The 20,111-nt window shown below is 73.5% G+C and carries 14 protein-coding genes; 4 read left to right on the forward strand and 10 right to left on the reverse strand.

Annotation, left to right across the window (positions count from 1 at the left end; all coding sequences use genetic code 11):
• Positions 1–83: 83 nt before the first annotated feature.
• Positions 84–1,676: a hypothetical protein gene (locus tag ABZX30_RS25160; protein WP_355937203.1), complete on the reverse strand. Its 1,593-nt coding sequence runs from the start codon at positions 1,674–1,676 to the stop codon at positions 84–86.
• 194 nt (positions 1,677–1,870) lie between these two features.
• Between ABZX30_RS25160 and ABZX30_RS25165 the strand changes: the two genes are divergently transcribed.
• A complete protein-coding gene (locus ABZX30_RS25165; RefSeq protein WP_355937204.1) occupies positions 1,871–3,403 on the forward strand; it encodes a PucR family transcriptional regulator in 1,533 nt (510 codons plus the stop codon).
• Between the two features lie 21 nt (positions 3,404–3,424).
• On the opposite strand, the gene npdG is transcribed toward ABZX30_RS25165, so the two are convergent.
• From npdG to ABZX30_RS25190, 5 genes are all read right to left on the reverse strand, one after another.
• Positions 3,425–4,102, reverse strand: coding sequence for an NADPH-dependent F420 reductase (npdG, locus tag ABZX30_RS25170; RefSeq protein WP_355937206.1), 678 nt, complete (start codon positions 4,100–4,102; stop codon positions 3,425–3,427).
• 61 nt (positions 4,103–4,163) lie between these two features.
• The gene (locus ABZX30_RS25175) at positions 4,164–5,606 is read right to left on the reverse strand and encodes an aldehyde dehydrogenase family protein (RefSeq protein ID WP_355937209.1); all 1,443 of its coding nucleotides are present in this window, start codon (positions 5,604–5,606) and stop codon (positions 4,164–4,166) included.
• Between the two features lie 126 nt (positions 5,607–5,732).
• On the reverse strand, positions 5,733–7,085 hold the full coding sequence (gene gabT, locus ABZX30_RS25180) for a 4-aminobutyrate--2-oxoglutarate transaminase (RefSeq protein ID WP_355937212.1): 1,353 nt from the start codon (positions 7,083–7,085) through the stop codon (positions 5,733–5,735).
• A gap of 154 nt (positions 7,086–7,239) precedes the next feature.
• On the reverse strand, positions 7,240–8,766 hold the full coding sequence (locus ABZX30_RS25185; protein WP_355937213.1) for a PucR family transcriptional regulator ligand-binding domain-containing protein: 1,527 nt from the start codon (positions 8,764–8,766) through the stop codon (positions 7,240–7,242).
• A 236-nt stretch (positions 8,767–9,002) separates the two neighbouring features.
• On the reverse strand, positions 9,003–9,893 hold the full coding sequence (locus tag ABZX30_RS25190; RefSeq protein ID WP_355937216.1) for a MaoC family dehydratase N-terminal domain-containing protein: 891 nt from the start codon (positions 9,891–9,893) through the stop codon (positions 9,003–9,005).
• 125 nt (positions 9,894–10,018) lie between these two features.
• Here ABZX30_RS25190 and ABZX30_RS25195 point away from each other — a divergent pair, with 125 nt between their 5' ends.
• Positions 10,019–10,906: a LysR family transcriptional regulator gene (locus ABZX30_RS25195; protein ID WP_355937218.1), complete on the forward strand. Its 888-nt coding sequence runs from the start codon at positions 10,019–10,021 to the stop codon at positions 10,904–10,906.
• Between the two features lie 18 nt (positions 10,907–10,924).
• On the opposite strand, the gene ABZX30_RS25200 is transcribed toward ABZX30_RS25195, so the two are convergent.
• From ABZX30_RS25200 to ABZX30_RS25215, 4 genes are read right to left on the reverse strand one after another with little or no spacing between them, the layout of a single operon-like run.
• The gene (locus ABZX30_RS25200; protein WP_355937221.1) at positions 10,925–11,917 is read right to left on the reverse strand and encodes a D-2-hydroxyacid dehydrogenase; all 993 of its coding nucleotides are present in this window, start codon (positions 11,915–11,917) and stop codon (positions 10,925–10,927) included.
• Positions 11,910–13,403 (reverse strand): NAD-dependent succinate-semialdehyde dehydrogenase, encoded by a 1,494-nt coding sequence (locus ABZX30_RS25205; protein WP_355937223.1) that lies wholly within the window; start codon positions 13,401–13,403, stop codon positions 11,910–11,912. The genes ABZX30_RS25200 and ABZX30_RS25205 overlap by 8 nt, the downstream gene beginning before the upstream one ends.
• Entirely contained in the window at positions 13,400–16,351 is a 2,952-nt protein-coding gene (locus ABZX30_RS25210) for an FAD-binding and (Fe-S)-binding domain-containing protein (protein ID WP_355937225.1), read from the reverse strand. Before ABZX30_RS25210 ends, ABZX30_RS25205 begins: the two co-directional genes overlap by 4 nt.
• The gene (locus tag ABZX30_RS25215; protein ID WP_355937228.1) at positions 16,348–17,607 is read right to left on the reverse strand and encodes an aminotransferase class III-fold pyridoxal phosphate-dependent enzyme; all 1,260 of its coding nucleotides are present in this window, start codon (positions 17,605–17,607) and stop codon (positions 16,348–16,350) included. Before ABZX30_RS25215 ends, ABZX30_RS25210 begins: the two co-directional genes overlap by 4 nt.
• A gap of 411 nt (positions 17,608–18,018) precedes the next feature.
• Between ABZX30_RS25215 and ABZX30_RS25220 the strand changes: the two genes are divergently transcribed.
• Together ABZX30_RS25220 and ABZX30_RS25225 are read left to right on the forward strand one after the other, a co-directional pair.
• On the forward strand, positions 18,019–19,389 hold the full coding sequence (locus ABZX30_RS25220) for an MFS transporter (protein WP_355937231.1): 1,371 nt from the start codon (positions 18,019–18,021) through the stop codon (positions 19,387–19,389).
• 52 nt (positions 19,390–19,441) lie between these two features.
• Positions 19,442–20,107 carry an HAD-IA family hydrolase gene (locus ABZX30_RS25225; RefSeq protein WP_355937233.1) on the forward strand — a complete coding sequence of 222 codons (666 nt, stop codon included), beginning with the start codon at positions 19,442–19,444 and terminating at the stop codon, positions 20,105–20,107.
• Positions 20,108–20,111: the final 4 nt, after the last annotated feature.

The following is a 20,111-nucleotide window of genomic DNA, read 5'->3' on the forward strand; positions in this document are numbered from 1 at the left end:
GCGGCGTACGGCGTCGGGGTCGGTCACCGTCGTGGCGGGGCCGCGCACCAGGACGCTCCAGCCCCCGCCGCGCCTTCGGGCGCTCAGCCCCTCAGGGACTGCGACTCCGTGCGTACCGAGGTGAGGAAGGCGGTACTGCCTTCCGCGCACGCGGCGCAGATCAGGTCCTGTCCCGCCGAGGGGTCACGATCCATCTCCACTGCCGTGTAGGAGCGGTCACAGACATGACACCGCACTCTCTGCCCCCACACGTCGTCGACCTCGTCCCGGGGGTCGTGCACGCGCTTGAGCAGCCCGCCCCCGCCCAGCCGCAGCACGGCGGCGTACCCGCCCGCGGCCAGTGCGAACGTGATGAGCGGCGCCGTCAGCACGTACCAGGAACCCGGCGTCCCCTCCTCGGTGATCCAGATGCCGACGGCCGTCGCCACCAGGATCGCCCAGAGGCCGGGCAGGAAGCTGCCGACCCGGCCGGGGCGGAACTCCACCACGCCGTGCGCGTCCTTCGGTGCCAGCGCGAGATGGGTGAGCGCGATCGCCACCCAGGCCACGACGGCCACGCCCTGCCAGGCCAGGGCGCGCAGCAGGTACGACAGCACGTCGGTCAGCATCAGCAGGTAGACGAGGGCGCCGGTGATGCCCACCCAGGCCAGTCTGGGCCAGCGCAGTCTCAGGTAGCGGGCCGCGAACGCCTCCAGGTTGGTCGAGGCCAGGTAGTAGTTGGCCGTGTTGATGCGGGTCTGGCTGATGAAGACGACCAGCAGGCCCACGAAGCCGCTCACCTGGAGGATGGCGTCCACGAGGCCGACCTCACTGGCGGCGAGCTTGGGGTAGACGGTGTTCATGACGAACAGGCCGACCAGGCCGTTGACGAGGAAGGTCGCCGCGTAGAAGACGTAGCCGAAGGTCACGACGCCGTGGAAGGTGGCGTCCTCCTTCTTCCCGAACCGGGCGTAGTCGACGGTGTACATCATCATGATCCACACGCCCATGTAGATGCAGAACGACCACATCCAGCCCGGGACGGAGGCCGCTCCGGGCGACGGGATGTGCAGGAAGCCGCCGGAGAAGCCGTGCTGCTGGCCGGCCGCGATGACGATGTAGACCAGGCCGATCACGTAGAAGGGCAGCAGGAAGCCGTTGAGCTTGTCGAGCCACACCTGCACCCCGCCGATGACCAGGGGCATCGCGTACACGACCACCACCAGGTACCACAGCCGGATGTCACTGCCGGGCGCGAAGTACTTCTGCAGGGCCACGGCGATGATGGAGCCCTCGAACACCGCGTAGTACACCGCTGTCGCGGCGAACAGCAGCGGGGCGATGGCCGCGCCGAGGTTGCCGAAGATGCGCCGCGACAGCAGGGAGACGGTGATCCCGTTCCGGATCGCGTGCCGGGTCAGGACGCTGTTGACCAGCCCGTAGACGCCGACCGAGAGCACCATGCCGATGATCGCGTCGCGGCTGCCCACCGCCTGGGCGACGGACACCGCGATGTAGAGCCAGAACATGGCGCTGAACAGGGCCCACCAGGCCATCGCGAGGCTCCACCGGCCCGACCTCGCCGTCTCCGGCACGACGTGTCGGGAGTAGTCCTCGGTCACGGCCTCCTTCACCACACGGGGGTCGTCGGCCTCCGTCACCTGGGCCGCCGGGACGGCGACGTCGGATGTGGACATCCCTACTCCTTTGTTCGGGGTGTTCAGGGGTTTCCCTTGGTGACGGGCATTGTTCGAGCCGCAGTGGCGCGAACGGCATGGTCTATGTGCACCGATCGACCGGCCGGCCTATGCAGATTGGCCAGCGCACGCGGGCGGTCGCCCCGCGCCGTGCGCCGCGCAGCCCACCACAACACCGCACGGAGGTGACCGGCATGTCAGAACTGACCGTCAACTGGCTCTCCCGCCAACCGGGACTGGAGCTGTCCGTCGTCGCCGGGTCCGCCGGGCTGGGCAGGAGCCTGCGCAGCGCGCACGCCTCCGAGCAGCCGGATCCCACGCCCTGGCTGGAGCCCGACCAGTTCCTGCTCACCACCGGCATGTGGCTGGACCCGGCCGTGCCGGAGGCGGCCGGCGGTTACGTCCGCCGGCTGCACGCGGCCCGGGCCGCCGGGATCGGGTTCGGTGTGGGCATCCTGCACGGGGAGGTGCCCCCGGAGCTGACCGCCGCCGCGGACCAGGTCGGCCTGCCGGTGCTCGCGGTGCCCGCGGCCACGCCGTTCAGCCTGGTGCAACGAGCGGTGTGGAAGTCGGCCATGCGCGACGAACAGCAGTCGCTGCGCGGCTCGTTGCAGGCCAGCGAGTCCCTGCTGGCCGCCGCGGCCGACGGCGCGGGACCCCGGCTGCTGCTCGACCGGATCGCGGCGGCCCTGGGCGCCGACGCCGGCTGGGTGGACGCCGACGGGCGGATCCTCGCCTGGAGTTCACCCGGCGGTGAGGACTTCCGGTCGTGGCTGGCCGGGCACCGCCGGCCCCGGGGTGCGTCGGAGGGCTGGCAGGCGGCGGTCCAGGACACCTCGAGCCAGCGCGTCCTCGTGCTGCCGATCGTGGTGGGCGGCAAGCCGCGCGGGGAACTGGTGGTCCGGCGCCCCACCGCCTTCACCGCGCACGACCAGCATGTGCTCAAGACGGCGGTGCTCCTGCTGGCGATGAACGCCGACCGGGAGCGGCAGGCGCTGTGGGCGCGGCTCGACGTGCGCTCCGCACTGCTGGGCACCGCCCTGTCGGGCCACTACGACCTGGCGGCACGGCTCGGCTACGAGACGGGGCTGGACCTGCCGCGGTTCCCGCTGCGGGTCACGGTGGTCCAGGGCAGGAGCGACCTGTTCGACCTGCTGGAGAAGTACGAGGCCCAGGTGGCGCCGGGAGCACGTCAGTTCACCGCGCTGCACGACGACCGCTGTCTGGTCGTGCTGGCGGAACAGAACGCGTGGTCGGCCGGCTGGCTGGCCGAGCGGCTGCGGGCGGACGACTCGCTCACCGGGGCCACCGCGGTCGCCTTCCAGAGCACGTCGCTGGCCGAGGTGCTGGGCAGGGCGTCGACCGCGGCCAGGAGCGCGGCGCCGGGACACCTGGTGGATCTGGAGGCGAACTTCGACCACGCCTACATTCCGCTGACACACGACTCCGCGCACGTGGCCTGGGCCACCGAACTGCTGCGTCCCCTGCTGGCCCTGCCGGACCGTCAGCAGTCCAGCGCCCTGCACACCCTGTACGCGTGGCTGGCCAACAACGGCAACGGCGAGGCCACGGCACGTGACCTCGCGGTGCACCGCAACACGCTGCGGTGGCGGCTGGAGCGGATCCGGACTCTGCTGCAGGGGGACCTCGACGACGCCGACCTGCGGGCCGGTCTCTGGCTGGCGATACGGACGCTGGGGATAGACGCCGTGGCGTCGCCGAGGTGAGTGTCAGGCGTGCGGTGACCGTCAGGCGGCGGTGCCGCGGGGCAGGCCCACGAGGCGGAGGCCGGAGCGGACCTTGTGGCGCCGGTTGACGCTGATCAGCACGGCGGTGAGCGGCTCCAGCTGGCGGGCCAGGCGCAGCGGCCCGACGTCGATGCCCGGGTGACCGGTCACCGCCCCGGCGAGGCCGGCGACGACCGCGGTGGCTTCCCGGTCGTCGCCGCACACCAGCACGTCCTCGTGGGCCAGCGGTTCACCGCCGGCCCACAGCGACGCGGCGGCGAGGTGGTGGAAGGCCCCGACCAGACGGGCCCGCGGCACCAGCAGCTGCGCCTGTTCGGCCGCGCTGCGCTCCAGGTCGAGACCGTAGGGGCCGCGCTCGTCGAAGCCGAGCGGGTTGACGCAGCTGATCACGATCTTTCCGTCGAGCTCCCGGCCCAGTGCCGAGACGAGGTCGTCGTGCCCGGCGTGGGGGACGGCCAGCAGGACGATGTCCGCGCCCCGCACGGCGGCGAGGTTGTCGGCCGCGTCGACCCGGCCGGGCGGCCGGCGTGCCCCGATGGCGTCCGCGGTCTCGCCGGCCCGTCCGGCCGAGCGGGACCCGATCGTCACCGCGTGCCCCGCGAGGGCGAACCGGTAGGCGAGGCCCCGCCCCTGCGGGCCCGTACCGCCCACCACCGCGATCTTCAACTGCTCTGTCATCTCTCCTGCGTTCCCTGTCGTGTCGGTCTTCCCGGTCTCTGCGGCGGTCCTGGCCGTCCCGTCACAGGGCCAGCCCCGTCAGCAGGAGCAGACGGCTCTCGGTGATGTCCTCCATGGCGTAGCGCACCCCCTCGCGGCCCACCCCGGAGGCCTTGGTGCCGCCGTAGGGCATCTGGTCGGCCCGCCAGGTCGGGACCTCTCCGATGAGCACGCCGCCGGCCTCGATCTCGCGGTGGGCCAGGAACGCGTGGGAGACGCTGGTGGTGTAGACGCCGACCTGGAGCCCGAAGCGGGAGGAGTTGACGCGGGCGAGTGCCTCGTCGAGGTCGCGGTAGGCGCTGATCTCGACGACGGGTCCGAACGCCTCCTCCTCGGCGAGCCGGGTGCCGGCCGGGACGTCGCGCAGCAGCGTCGGCTCCACCGAGGTGCCCTTGCGGCCGCCGCCGTGCAGCACCTCGGCCCCGGCGCCCACGGCCTCCTCGATCCAGGACTCGATGCGGGCCGCGTTCTCCTCGTCGATGACGGGGCCGACCTGCACGCCGTCGCTCAGCGGGTCGCCCTGGCCGAGGGTCCGGAACGCGTCGGTGAGCAGCCCGGTGAACTCCTCGGCGATCCGCTCGTGCACCAGGACCCGCTGGACGCTGACGCAGACCTGGCCGCCCTGGCAGGTGCCGTACAGCGCGATGCGTTCGGCGGCCGCCTTCAGGTCGGTCCAGTCGTCGTGCACGACGACCGCCGCGTTACCGCCGAGTTCGAGGGTGACGTGCTTGTTCCACGCCTGCTGCTTGATGCCCCAGCCGACCGGCTCCGACCCGGTGAACGAGATCACCGGCAGCCGTGGGTCGGTGACCAGGTCGCCGGTGCGGCGTCCGGAGAGCGGAAGCACGCTGACCATGCCGTCCGGGAGGTCCGTCTCGGCGATGATCTCGCCGAGCAGCAAGGCGGACAGGGGAGTGACGGAGGCCGGCTTGACCAGCACGGGAGCGCCCACCGCGAGGGCCGGGGCGACCTTGTGGGCGACCAGGTTGAGCGGGAAGTTGAAGGGGGCGATCGCCAGCACGGGCCCGATCGGGAAGCGGCGCGTCACCGCCAGGCGGCCGCCGGACGCCGCGTCGGTGTCCAGACGCTGCAGTTCACCGGAGAACCGCCGGGCCTCCTCGGCCGCCCAGCGGAACGTCGAGGCGGCCCGTGCGGCCTCGCCGCGGGCCCAGGCGATGGGCTTGCCGTTCTCCGCGGTGATGATCTGCGCGATCTCCTCGGCCCGTTCGGTCAGCCGGCGGGAGATGTGGTCGAGGGCCGCGGCACGCTGATGGGCGCTCAGTTCACGAGCCGGGCGGGCCGCGGCGGCCGCGGCGGCCACGGCCTCCTCCACCTGCTCGTCGGTGGGTACGGCGACCCGCGCGACCAGCCTGTCGTCGTAGGGCGAACGCACTTCGAAGGTCTCGGTCGAGGTCGCCTCGCGGCGCCCGATCCAGAAACCCTTGGGCTCCGGGGCGATGTTCATCGGGTCTCACTTTCTCGGCATGATGGTGGGGTACGGGGGACCGGCCGGCCGCCTCTGGCACGGCTGTGGCGTGAGGCGAGTGCGTCGAACGCCTCGCCCGGCACGGCCTCTGGTACGGCTGTGGCGTCAGGCGAGGGCGTCGAACGCCTCGCCCAGCACGGTGAGGCCCCGCTCCAGCTGGTCGTCACCGATCACCAGCGGCGGCAGGAAACGCAGCACGTTGTCGAAGGTGCCCGCGGTGAGCACCAGGACGCCGGCGTCGAGGCAGTACTGCTGGATCCGGCGGGTCAGACCGGCGGCGGGCTTGCGGGTCTCGGGGTCCTCCACCAGCTCCAGCGCCATCATGGCGCCGCGGCCCCGCACCTCGCCCACGCTTGCGTGCCGGTCGGCGATCTCGCCCAGGCGGGTGCGGAACACCGCCTCGATCTCCCGGGCGCGCACGCACAGCTCGCCCTCTTCCATGGCCTCGATGGCACCGAGGGCCGCCTCGCAGGCCAGCGGGTTGCCGCCGTAGGTGCCGCCGAGCCCGCCCGGGCCCACCGAGTCCATCAGCTCGGCCCGCCCGGTCACGCCCGACAGGGGCAGTCCGCCGGCCAGTCCCTTGGCCGTGGTGACCAGGTCGGGCACGGTCTGCTCGTACGCCGAGGCGAACCAGTCGCCGGTACGGCACATCCCGGTCTGCACCTCGTCGGCGATGAAGACGGCGCCGTGGTCGGCGCACCACTGGGCGACCCTCCGGAAGAAGCCGGGGGCCGGCACGACGAAGCCGCCCTCGCCCTGGACGGGTTCGAGGATCACCGCGGCCGTGTTCTCGACCCCGACCTGCTTCTCCGCGATCGTCCGGAAGGCCGCGAAGGCCTCCTCCGCCGCGCGGTCGGGGCCGGAGGGCCAGCGGTAGGGGTAGGCCATCGGGGCCCGGTGCACCTCGCCGGCGAAGGGACCGAACCCGGCCTTGTACGGCTGGTTCTTCGCCGTGAGCGCCATGGTCAGGCTGGTCCGCCCGTGGAAGGCGTGGTCGAAGGCGATGACACCCCGCCGGCCGGTGGCCACCCGGGCGATCTTCACCGCGTTCTCCACCGCCTCGGCCCCCGAGTTGAACAGTGCCGTGCGCTTTTCGTGGGTGCCGGGCGTCAGCCGGTTGAGTTCCTCGGCCACCTCGACGTAACTCTCGTACGGGGTGAGGAAGAAGCCGGTGTGGGTGAACCGGTCGAGTTGGGCACGGACCCGGGCGACGACCCGGGGGTTGCGGTTGCCGACCGTGGTCACGGCCACGCCGGAGGCCAGGTCGATGAGCCGGTTGCCGTCGACGTCGACGAGCAGGCCGTCCTCGCCGCGGTCGGCGTAGGCCGGGAGCAGGACGCCGACTCCCGAGGAGACGGCGGCATGGCGTCTGCGGTCGAGCTCGGCCGACCTGGGGCCGGGGACGGCGGAGCGGAGACGGTCAGCCGTAGGTTCTCGGCTGACGAGGTCTGAGGACACGGTTCCTCCTCGGGCTGCGGGTGTCGTCACAGTGACGCGAGGAGCGTAGGCAGTGATCACGGACCGGGTCGTTGGGCGGAGTTCACAGGCTGCGGACGCCGAGTTGTGCACGAGGGGCACCGCGCCGCGCAGGCCCGCAGGGCGGCGACCGCCGTCAGCTGTCCAGGACCGTGAGGGCGACCTGCACCTCGGTGAGGTCGCGGGCGTTGTTCAGGTCCACCGAGAGCAGCTGCTCGATCCTGCGCAGGCGGTACCCCAGGGTGTTCTTGTGCAGGAGCAGATCGCGCGCGGTCTGCGAGGCGTTGCGGTTGGTGGCGAGGTAGTGCCGCAGGGTCTCCAGCAGCTGCCCGTCCTTCAGCAGCGGCGCGAGCAGGGCACGGGCCCTCGGCTGAAGCTGTTCCACGCCGAGCTGGAGCGTCATCCAGTCCACCAGGCCCAGCTCTTCCTGCCGGACCACCGCGGATCCGCCGTGCCCGGCCTGCTGGCGGGCCCGGGCACAGGCCAGCCGGGCCTCGCGCCACGACCGGGCCAGGCCCGCGGCTCCCCGCGCCTCGGCACCGACCCCGACGGCGAGGGACCCGGCCGCGGGCAGCGAGGTCACCGCGTCGACCGCCCCGGGCCCGCCCAGCACCACCACGACCTGTCCCTCGGCCACGGCGACCAGCGCGGCCCGTCCCGCCAGCGACAGCTCCCGGTCGACGTCGTCCGCGATGTCGCTGCCGAGCGCCCGGCCCCCCGGATCGGCCAGCACCAGCGCGGCACAGTCGGGACGGGCGATGTCGACACCCAGGTCCAGCGCCCGCTCGGTCAGCTCACGCTCCGCCGCGGCACCGGCACCGCGGTCCTCACCGAGGCCGAGGATCTCCCGCAGCAGGCAGGCCCGCCGGGTCCGCAGCGCCAGCACCTCGTGGCGGCGCATCCGGTGCAGCGCGCCCAGCAGCAGGGCGCCGTCGCGCAGCGCGCGCTCCACCGACACGTACTCCAGGGAGGTGGGGCCCGAGGTGGCGGCGAGCCAGCGCACCGGGGTGTCCTCCACCAGGACGCGCACGGCCTGCACCTGCCCGGTGGGCAGCGGATCGCGGACCGGCGTCCGGCAGCGCTCCGTGATGTGCCGCCACTGGTCCGCGGTGTGTTCCCGGTGGCTGGCGGCCACCACGTTCCCCAGCCGGTCGAACACGGTCACCGCGCAGCGCAGGGACTGGGCCACCCGCCGCACGAGGGCGGCTTCCGGCTCCGGATCGCCCATCGCCTCGATCATCCGGTCCCGGACGCCGATCGTGCGGCGCAGGACGTGCGACTCCTGGTTGAGCAGTTCCCCGTCCACGAAGCGCACCAGGTCGCGGAAGGAGGTCTTCTCGGGCACGGAGAAGACGGGGAACCGCCGCTTGTGCGCCTCCTCCATCAGGGCGCTCGGCACGTCCTCGAACACCACGCCCACGCCGAAGCCGAGCGCGGCGATGTCACCCCGGGAGAGGTCGGCTATCAGCCGCCGCTGCTCCTCGGGCCGCCGCAGCAGGCGCAGACCGGTGGTCAGGATGATCCAGCCGGGTGGCACCCAGCGCAGGGGTTCCGCCACCTCCAGCACGTGTGCTCCCCGGACCTCGGCGCCCGGGCCGGGGGCGCCACCGGTCAGCTGACGCAGCCCGAAGTCGGGGTGGTCCAGCAAGGAGTGCAGTTCCACGGCGGCCGATCACCACTTTCTCGACGGTCCGGCCCATCCGATCGGCGTCGGGATCACGGTGCGGCCGGAAGACGGCAGCTCTCGCGTCCGGGAAGGCCGCCGGCGGGCGGTGAGGGCCGGGAGCGGCGGTGCGCCGCGCGGTGCGGAGGCTGCGGCTCCACGATAGCCGCGGCGGGTGACCGCGGCGACCCCCCCCGGGACGGAATCATGAAACCGGCCAGGATGAGCGGATTCGTTCATACTCTGCCGAAGCGTACGCCAGCCCGGACCGAGGCGGCCTTGCCGGCCTCGCCCACGGCGAGCAGCGCCTCCCGGCCGCCGGCGTCGGACCAGCCGCGTACCGCGATCTCGGCGCCCGCGAACGCGGGCCGCTGGAGCCGGTACGTGAACGTCTCCACCGGCCGGGACGGGGCGAACCGCCGTGGCAGCTCGAGCGCCAGCAGGGCGAGGAGCGGCCCGTGCACGACGAGCCCCGGATAGCCCTCCACCTGCGTGACGTAGGGGACGTCGTAGTGGATCCGGTGGGTGTTGTAGGTGAGCGCGCTGAACCGGAACAGGGTGGCCGCGTCCGGTGTCAGCGCCAGGTTCCAGTCGGGGCGCGGCTCCTCGTCGGGGGCCGCGTCCGAGCCGGGTGCGGCTGCCGCCGCCCGTGGTGCCCCGGCCGGCTGCGACCGGTAGACGACGTCGTGCTCCTCGGTGACGAGCAGCTCGTCACCGCGGTGGAGGGTGTGGCGGACCGTCACGAACACCATCTCCCCGCTGCGGCCCCGCTTGACGCGGACGTCGTGCAGCCGGGACCGGCGGGTGACCTCGGCCCCGACCCACGGGGACCGGTGCACGGTGAGCCGTCCGCCCGCGACCATGCGCCGCCGGTCCGGGACGGGTGGCATGAAGTGCCCGTGCGCCGGATGCCCGTCCTCGCCCAGCTCGGACTGCCGGGGACAGTCGAGGAAGGAGAACCAGTGCCACAGCGGCGGCAGTGGCTCGCCCTCCGCCGCCGCGGTGCCGGGCAGGTCCAGCAGCGCCGAGAAGGCCGCCACCCGCCACGGGTCGATGATGTCGGTCGTCCGTACCTCCCCGGGCGACCATCCCGAGACCATCTTCTCCAGACCGTCCCGATCCGCCATGACCCCTCCCTTTCCTGTCCTTCTCGCACTTCTCGCCGATCGCCACCTCAGTCTGGGGTCCGCCCCCGGCACCCGGAAATTACCGGATCCAAGTGGGGTCATACGTGGGGCGTATAGTCGCGCGGGTGACCATCGACGAGTTGCGCTGGTTCCTCGTGCTCGCCCGGACCCAGAACGCGACACGGGCCGCGGAACTGCTCCACATCACCCAGCCGACGCTGTCCCGGGCGCTGCAGCGGCTGGAACGCCGGGTCGGCGTGCCCCTGTTCGACCGGCGCAGTCAACGGCTGTGGCTGAACGCGTACGGCGAGGTGTTCCTCGCGCACGCCGACCGGGCGCTGCGCGAGATCGACCGGGCCACCGACGTCATCGCGACGCTGCGCGCACCGCAGGAAGGGACGCTGCGGCTGGCCTTCCTGCACTCCCTGGGCACCTGGCTGGTGCCCGAGCTGCTCGGCGACTTCGGGCGGCTCGATCCGCTGGTGCGCTTCGTCCTGCACCAGGACTCCGCGGACCGGGTCGCGCGCTCGCTGTGCGAGGACACGGCGGACCTGGTGCTGACCAGCCCGCGCCCGGCGGATCCCCTGGTCGCCTGGCAGCCGCTGCTGGACGAGCCCCTCGTGCTCGCCGTGCCGGCGGACCACCCCGTGGCAGGCCGGACGGCCGTCCGCCTGTCGGAGGCCGCGGACGAGCGGTTCGTGGCGATGCAGTCCGAGTTCGGGCTGCGCCAGACCATGGACGCGATGTTCCGGCGCCGGGGGCTCACGCCGGCCGTCGTGCTGGAGAGCGCGGAGATCGCCACCATCCACGGGCTGGTGGCGAGCGGCCTCGGCGTCGCGGTGGTACCGGGAGGGCCGCACGTGACGCCGCCGAAGGACCTGGTGCTCGTCCCGCTCTCCGACGAGGACGCCTTCCGCACGATCGGCCTGGCCTGGCACGGCGACCACGTGCCGGCCCTGCCGGCCCAGCGCTTCCGGCGGTTCGTCGTCGAGCGGTTCGCAGATTCGCCCTGACCCCCCGCCGGGCCGCCGTCACCCCCCGTCGGAACCGGGGGGCGGCGCCGGCACGTACCCGCGGCGTTTGTCGACGAGGTTGCGCAGCGGCCGGTCCGCCAGCCGGCGCCGGAGGTTGTCCAGGAACAGGTCGGCGAGGTCGGCACGCCAGCTCGTCACCTCGCCCGCGGTGTGCGGGGAGACGATCACCCCGGGCATGTCCCACAGCGGTGAGCCGGCGGGCAGCGGCTCGCGCCGGAACACGTCCAGCGCGGCGCCCGCCAGCTTCCCCTCCGCCAGGTGCGCGACCAGCGCCTCCTCGTCGACCAGAGCGCCCCGGCCGACGTTGACCAGCCGGGCCCCCGGCCGCATCGACGCCAGCACCGAGGCGTCGACCATGCCCCGGGTGTCCGGGGTCAGCGGCGCCGCCAGCACCACGTAATGCGCCTCGGCCAGGGCGCCACGCAGGGTCGCCGGGCCGTGCACGGTGCCGAAGTCGGCGTCGTCCGCGCGGGCGGTGCGCCCGGCGCCGGACACCCGCATCCCGGCCGCCCGCAGCAGCCGGGCGGTCGCCCGGCCGATGGCGCCGGTGCCCCACACCAGCACGGTGCGGCCGCCGATCCGCTCGCTGTCACGGGGCCGCCAGTCGTGGCGGCGCTGGTGCTCCCAGGTGCCCGGCAGGTCCTTGGCGAGCGCCAGGATCAGGGCCAGCACGTACTCGGCGATCGGCTGGTCGTACACGCCCCGCGAGTTGGTCAGTGCCACCCCCTCGTCCTCGACCAGGGCCGGGAAGAGGAACGGGTCGACACCGGCCGCGGCCACGTGCACCCAGCGCGGCGCCTTCTCCGGGTCGTCCGGCCAGGCGGCGGCCACCGCCCGGCTCATCGGCCACCAGGCCAGCAGGGCGTCCGCGCCGGGCAGCAGCAGCGGCAGCTCGTCCTCGGTGCAGTAGACCGTGTCGGCCAGCTCCTCGATCGTCGCGGAGTTGTACGGCAGGTGGTCCCGGTACAGGACGACGAGCCGGCTAGCCACGGCGTCCGCCGGCCGGGATCGCCAGGTACTTGTACTCCAGGAACTCCTCGATGCCGACCCGGCCGCCCTCGCGGCCCAGCCCGGACTGCTTCACCCCGCCGAACGGCGCGGCCGGGTTGGAGACCAGGCCGGTGTTCACCCCGACCATGCCCGTCTCCAGCCGCTCGCCGACCCGCAGCGCCCGGTCCAGGTCCCGGGTGAACACATAGCCCACCAGGCCCCACTCGGTGTCGTTGGCCGCCCGCACCACGTCGTCCTCGTCGTCGAACGGGATCACGGCGGCCACGGGTCCGAAGATCTCGGTACGGGTCAGCTCCGCGTCGGCGGGCACACCGGTCAGCACGGTCGGCGGGTAGAAGCTGCCCGGCCCGTCCGGCGTCCGGCCACCGGTCAGCACCGTCGCGCCGCGCTCCACCGCGTCCCGGACCAGGCTCTCGACCTTGCCGCGGCCGGCCGCGTCGATCAGCGGGCCGACCTCACTGCCGGGCTCGGTGCCGGGACCCACGGTGAGCGCGGCCATCCGCTCCGCCAGCCGGGCCGAGAACTCCCCGGCGACCGAGCGGTGCACGAACATGCGGTTGGCCGCGGTGCACGCCTCTCCCATGTTGCGCATCTTGGCCACCATGGCGCCGTCGACGGCGGCATCCAGGTCGGCGTCCTCGAAGACCAGGAACGGGGCGTTGCCGCCCAGCTCCATGGAGGTGCGCACCACCGCGTCCGCGCACTGGGCGAGCAGGATCCGGCCGACCTGGGTGGAGCCGGTGAAGGACAGCTTGCGGATCCTCCCGCCGCGCAGCAGCGGCTCGATCACCCCGGCCGCGTCGGAGGTGGTGACGACGTTGAGCACGCCCTCGGGCAGGCCGGCCTCGGTGAGGATCCCGGCCAGCGCCAGGCTGGACAGCGGGGTCTGCGGGGCGGGCTTGAGGACCATGGTGCAGCCCGCCGCGACGGCCGGCCCGATCTTGCGGGTGCCCATGGCCAGCGGGAAGTTCCACGGGGTGATCAGCAGACAGGGCCCGACCGGCTGGCGCATCACCAGCACCCGGTTGCCGCCGTCCGGGGTGGTGGTGAAACCGCCGTCGATCCGGACGGCCTCCTCGGAGAACCAGCGGAAGAACTCGGCGGCGTACGCCACCTCGCCGCGCGCCTCGGCGAGGGGCTTGCCCATCTCCAGGGTCATCAGCCGGGCGAGTTCCTCGGTGCGCTCCAGGATGATCTCGTACGCCCGGCGCAGGATCTCGCTGCGCACGCGCGGGGCGGTGGCCGCCCACGCCGGCTGTGCGGCGACGGCCGCGTCCAGGGCGAGCGCGCCGTCGGCGGGCGAGGCGTCGGCGACCTCGCACAGCACCTCGCCGGTGGCCGGGTCGTCGACCGCGAGGGTGGCGCCGGAGGCGGCGTCGAGCCACTTGCCGTCGATGAACAGCTGCTTGGGCACCCCGCGGAGCACGGCGGCCTCGGGAGCGGTGTTGCTGTGGGGGTCGGTCATGACGGGTTCCCTCCGGGCGGGTTCGGGTCGAGGATCTCGGCGAGGTGCACGGCGCGGGGGCCGTCGGGGCCGGTGAGGTGGGAGACCTGGGTACGGCAGCTGAAGCCGTCCGCCGCGACGGCGGCCTCGGGGCCGAGGCCGCGCAGCTTCGGGGCCAGGGACAGGGCGGCGACCGCCATCGACGTGGTGTAGTGCTCCCGTTCGAAGCCGAAGTTGCCGGCCAGTCCGCAGCAGCCCTCGGCCTCGTCCAGGCTCCCGGTGCCCAGCCGGCGCAGCAGCGCGGCCGGGGAGGAGTCCCCGCCGAACACCGCGTACTCGTGGCAGTGGGTCTGCAGGGTGACGTGGTCGGGGACCTCGGGCTTCCAGTCCGGGCGGGCCAGTTCGGACAGCGCGCCGGAGAAGGTGCGAATCCGGGCCGCGACCCGGCGGGCCGCCTCGGTGCCGAGCAGGTCGGGGGCGTCGTGGCGGAGCGCGGCGGCGCAGCTCGGTTCGGGCAGCACGATCGGCAGGTCCCGGTGCGGGCCCTGGTCCAGGGCCGCGACCGTGCGGGCCATCACCCTGCGGGCGAGGGACAGCTGGCCGGTGCTCACCCAGGTCAGCCCGCAGCACAGCCCGCTGCGCACGGTGGCGGGCACGCCCGCGTCCGCCAGCACCCGGGCGGAGGCGCCCGCCACCTCGGGACGGAAGGCCCGGGTGAAGGAGTCGACCAGCAGCACGGCGGCCGGCCGCCCGGGTTCGGGCACCTGACGGAGTTGTGCGCGCAGCGCGCGACGGGGCGCGAACGGCGGCAGGGCGCGCTCGGTGGTGACACCGCCGGCCCGGGCGATCAGCCGGCCGGACCGTGAGCGCAGCACGGCGTTGACCGGGCGGGAGATCCACCGGGCGACCGCCGCCCACCAGGGCAGCCAGCCCAGCGAGTAGTGGCTGGCCGGGCGGATCCGCCGGGCGTAGTGCTGGTGCAGGAACTCGGCCTTGTAGGTCGACATGTCGACGCCGACCGGGCAGTCGGAGGCGCACGCCTTGCAGGACAGGCACAGGTCGAGGGCCTCGCGGACCTCGGTGGACCGCCAGCCGTCGGCGACGGCCGCCTCCGGGCCGCCGCGCAGCATCTCCTGGAGCAGCCGGGCGCGGCCCCGGGTGGAGTCGCGTTCGTCGTGGGTGGCGCGGTAACTGGGGCACATCGCGCCGCCGTGGTCGCTGCGGCAGCGGCCGACGCCGACGCAGCGGCCGGCCGCCTCGGCCAGCCCGCCCGCATCGCGGGGGAAGGTGAACCCGCCGGGGGTGAGCTTCGCCGGCGGCGGGGCGAGGGTGTGCAGGGCGAGGTCGGCGTCGACGGCGGCCGGGTCCACGATCACCCCGGGGTTGAGTACCCCGTCCGGGTCGAACAGCCGCTTGAAGGAGGCGAACGCCGCCCGCATCCGCACGCTGTACATGACACCCAGCAGCTCGCTGCGGGCCCGGCCGTCGCCGTGCTCACCGGACAACGTCCCGCCGTGCCGGACCACCAGGGCGGCGGCGTCCGTCAGGAAGGCCCGCATCGCCGTGCGCCCCTCGGCGGTGGACTGCTCGAAGTCGATCCGGACGTGCACGCAGCCGGCCCCGAAGTGGCCGTACAGCACCCCGGTCAGGGCGTACCGGGCCAGCAGGGCGCGGAAGTCGTGCAGGTAGGCGGCGAGGTCGCCGGGGTCGACGGCGGCGTCCTCCCATCCGGGCCAGGACGCGCCGCCGTCCACCAGCCGGGCGGCCAGCCCGGCGCCGTCCTCCCGGACCCGCCACAGCGAGCGGCGTTCGGCGGCGCTCTCCACGACGCGCCCGGCGACCAGCCGGCCCGCGGCGCGCAGCTCCGCCAGCAGCGCCCGGCCGCGGCGCAGCGCCTCCTCCTCGTCGTCCGCGTCGAGTTCGACGTACAACCAGGCGCTGCCCTCGGGCAGGCCGGTCACCGAGCCGGGGCCGCGGCGGTGGCGCATGGTGGCGACGATGGCCTCGTCCATGCCCTCGACGGCGGTGGGCCGGTGACCGAGGATCGCCGGCACGTCGCGGGCGGCGTCCACCACGTCGTGGTAGCCGAGGGCGAGCAGCGTGGTCGCGGCCGGCACCGGCACCAGCGCGACGGTGGCGCCGGTGACGACGGCGCAGGTGCCCTCGGTGCCGACCAGGGCGCGGGCGGCGTCGCGGCCGTGCTCCGGCAGCAGGTGGTGCAGCTGGTAGCCGGAGACCTGGCGGGGGATACGGCCCAGCTCGGTGCGCAGAGCGGCCAGGTTGCCGGCCACCAGCTCGCCGAGCGCCGCGTCGAGCGCCGAGATCCGGGCGGCCGCGGCGGCGTCGCCGGGGTCGGCGGCGCGCAGCCCGCCCGGGCCGGCCACCGCCCGGTCGCCGTCGGCGGTGACGATCCGCAGCTCGGTGACGTGGTCGACGGTGCGGCCGTGGCGCACCGAGTGGTTGCCGCAGGCGTCGTTGCCGATCATGCCGCCGATCGTGCAGCGGCTGTGCGACGACGGGTCGGGGCCGAACGCCAGCCCGTACGGGGCGGCGGCCCGCTGGAGGTCGTCGAGAACCAGCCCGGGTTCGACGACCGCGGTACGGCCCGCCGGGTCGACGGACAGGATCCGGTTCATGTGGCGGGAGAAGTCGAGGACGACGCCGGGCCCCACCGCGTTGCCGGCCATGCTGGTGCCCGCGCCGCGCGCGGTGAGCGGTACGCCGCTCGCGCGGCACGCCCGCACCACGGCGGCCACCTCGTCCTCCTCGCGCGGGAAGGCGACGGCGAGCGGCGGTACGCGGTAGTTGGAGGCGTCGTAGGCGTACTGGGCGCGCCGGCCGCCGCTCGTGTCGATCTCCAGGCCGGGGGCGGCGGCGCGCAGCTCACGCACCAGCGCCCGTGCCGCCGTGGGCCCGGGGGTCTCGCCGGCCGGCCGTCCCGCCCCGGGCGGCGCTGCGGTGCCGGTCATGCCGCGCCGGTCCCCGTCCGCACCGCCGCGGCCCAGGCGCGCAGGCCCTCGTCCACCCCGGCCTCGTCGACGACCAGCGCCGGGATCATCCGTACGACGTTGCCGGCCGGGCCGCAGGTCAGCAGGAGCAGTCCCTCGTCGACGGCGGCCTGCTGCACGCGCGCCGCGGTGGCCGCGTCGGGCTCCCCGTCCTCGGTGACGAACTCGCTGGCCAGCATCAGCCCGAGGCCGCGCACATCGCCGATGGCCGCCGTCCGCGCGGCCACCTCCTCGAGGCCGGCCCGCAGCCGGGCGCCCATGGCGGCGGCGTTGGCGACCAGCTTCTCCTCCTCCACGACCTCCAGGGTCGCGACGGCCGCGGCGCAGGCGACGGCGTTGCCGCCGTACGTCCCGCCCTGCGAGCCGGGGCGGGCGCGGCGCATCAGCTCCGCGGGGGCGGCGATGCCGGACAGCGGGAAGCCGCTGGCCAGGCCCTTGGCGGTGACCAGGATGTCGGGACGGACCCCGTAGTGGTCGTGCCCCCAGAACTTCCCGGTGCGGCCGACGCCGGTCTGCACCTCGTCGAAGACCAGCAGGAAGCCGTGCCGGTCGGCGCGCTCCCGCAGCCCCTGGAGGAAGGCGGCACCGGCGGGGACGTAGCCGCCCTCGCCGAGCACCGGCTCGACGACGACCGCGGCGATGTCCTCCGGGTCGGAGACGGTCCGCAGCAGCTGGTCGAACTCGCGCAGCGCGAACCGGGTCGCGGTCTCCATGTCCCAGCCGTAGTGGAAGGCGTGCGGGAACGGGGTGACGACGACACCGCCCATCATCGGGCCGAACCCGGTGCGGACCTTCGTGTTGGAGGTGGTCATCGACGCCGCCGCGACGGTGCGGCCGTGGAAACCGCCCTGGCACACGACGATGTTCGGCCGGCCGGTGGCCTGCCGGGCCAGCCGCAGCGCGGCCTCCACCGCCTCGCTGCCGGAGTTGGTGAAGAACAGACTGTCCAGCCGCTCCGGCAGCACCTCGCCCAGCTTCTCGGTCAGCCGGCGCAGCGGCCGGTGCATCACCGTGGTGTACTGGCCGTGGATCAGGGTCGCCACCTGCTGCTGGGCGGCCGCGACCACCTTGGGGTGGCAGTGACCGGTGCTGGTCACGCCGATGCCGGCGGTGAAGTCGAGGTAGCGGCGGCCGTCCGCGCCGTACAGGTGGACTCCTTCGCCTCGCTCGGCGACGACCGGAGTGGCCTGGCGCAGGTGCTCGGACAGGGTGGTCATCAACAGCTCTCCCACGGACGTGAGGCGTGCGGACGAGGCACGGGGGGCGGGGACGGGGGATGAGTGACGGGGGAAGTCGGGATGCCGACACTGTCCCCGTCGGCGCCGGGCGGCGGCAACGGCCACACTGTTCGCGCGGGCGGGCGGTTGTGGACGGTCTGTCCGGGCGGAACAGAGTGTCCACCGGGTGTCCGGCGGGCGAACACCGTGTCCGTTGACGGTGGCTCCGGGCTGAACCAGGGTGATGGCCACCCGGAGCCCACGGCGTCCGGGCCGGGCCGGCCACCGACCGGTGTCCGCCCCGCGTACAGCGCTGTGCGTACCTCGCGAATGCTTGACTCGGCGTCCCCACCGCCCCCGTCCCCGCACCTCCTGCGTCCCGAACGCCCCTGCGTCCACAGGAGCTCAAGCATGTCCCTGTCCAACGCTTCCAACGCCTCAGAGACCACCGCCACCGCTCGGCACCTCGACGAGGCCCCGGTCACCCCCTTCCACCGCCGTATCGTGGCCGTCGCCATGGGCGGCCCGTTCTGCGACGGCTACCTGCTCGGCATCGTCGCCGTGGCGCTGTCCCTGATCACCCCGGCCCTGGGGCTCGACACCCTGTGGACGGGCCTGATCGCCGCCTCGGTCCTGGTCGGCGTCTTCATCGGCGGCGCGGTCTTCGGGCCGGTCACCGACCGGGTCGGCCGGCACCTGATGTACGTCCTGAACCTGGTGGCGTTCGTCGTCGGTTCCGCGCTGCAGTTCTTCGTCACCGAGGCGTGGCAGCTGCTGGTGCTGCGCCTGCTCATCGGCATCGCGATCGGCGCCGACTACCCCATCGCCTCCGCGCTGACCACCGAGCTGGTGCCGCGCAGGATGCGCGGCCCGGCCCTGTCCGGCCTGGTCCTGGCCTGGTGGGTGGGGTACGGCGTCAGCTACTGGGTCGGCTGGGCGCTGCTGGGCCTCGGCGACGACTCCTGGCGCTGGATGCTCGCCTCCGGCGCGGTGCCCGCCCTGATCTTCCTGTTCATGCGGGCCGGGGTGCCCGAATCGCCGCGCTGGCTGGCCTCCCGCGGACGGGTCGACGAGGCCGAGGCCATCGTCCGCAAGTACTACGGTCCCGACGTCAGCACCGAGGAACTGCTCGTGGAGTCCCGCCGGGAGCGGCGCGGCGGATCCGGTCTGGGCAACCTCGCGGTGATCTTCCAGCGCGGCTACGGCATCCCCGTCCTGTTCTGTTCGCTGTTCTGGATCTGCCAGGTGGCCCCCGCCTTCGCGGTACGGTCCTTCCAGCCGCAGATGCTGGCGGCGTTCGGCGTCACCAGCACCTTCGGGGCCAGCGCCCTGATCACCACCATCGCGGTGGCCGGCATCGCCCTGGGCCTGGTCGTGGTCAACCGGGTGGGCCGCCGCAAGCTCCTGATCAGCAGCTTCGCCGGCGTGCTCGGGTCGCTGGCGGCACTGGTGGTGTTCCCGCCGCACTACGCCCTGGTGGTGGTCGCGCTGTTCGCCGCCTTCCAGTTCTTCGAGGCGGCCGGCAGCGGACTGCAGTTCGTCTACCCCAGTGAGCTCTTCCCGACCGACCTGCGGGCCACCGGCGTCGGCATCGCCACCGCGATGAGCCGGGTCGGTTCCGCGTCCAGCACCTTCCTGCTGCCGGTGGCCGCCGCCGACCTGGGCGTCCGCGGAACCCTCGGCGTCGGCGTCGCCATCACCCTGCTGGGCCTGCTGGTCTCGGTGTTCCTGGCACCCGAGACCAAGGACCTGAAGCTGGCCGACGCCAGCAACCGGACCTGATCACCCTGTTCCGACCCTTCCCGCACGACATCACCAGCGAAAGGTTCCTCCCATGCGCAAGGTCGTCTCCTTCGACTGCTACCGCACCCTGATCAACTTCGACACCCGGGCCGCGACCCACGAGATCGTCAAGGACCGGCTCGCCGAGGCGGGCGTCGACCCCAAGCAGTTCCACCACGACGCCTACGTCATGCGCTTCCAGGGCGTCGTCGACCGCTACCGCCCCTACCGGGAGGTCGTCCGGAGCACCCTGAACAACGTGATGCTGCTGCACGGCCTGGAGTACCGGGACGAGGACGGCGACGCGCTGATCGAGGCGATCAAGAAGTTCCAGCCGTTCCAGGAGGTCCCGGACGCGCTGCGCCGTCTGAAGGGCGAGTACGACATCGCCATCCTCTCCAACAGCGAGGACGACCTGATCTCCTACGCCGTCGACGCCCTCGGCGTGGAGTGGGACTACGTCCTCACCGCCGAGCAGGCCGGCGCCTACAAGCCGCTCCCGCAGGCCTTCGAGTACCTGTTCAAGGCCACCGGCCGCGGCCCGCAGGACATCATCCACACGGCCCAGGGCTGGGAGTACGACATCATGCCCACCAAGCGGTACGAGGGCATGCGGCGCATCTGGGTCAACCGCTACGGCTTCCCGGGCTCGGCCCACTTCCAGCCGTACGAGGAGATCAAGGACCTGTCCGAGCTGCCCGGCCTGCTCGGTGTCTGACGAC

The sequence above is a fragment of the Streptomyces sp. NPDC004542 genome (assembly GCF_040610035.1).
Taxonomy (GTDB): Bacteria; Actinomycetota; Actinomycetes; order Streptomycetales; family Streptomycetaceae; genus Streptomyces.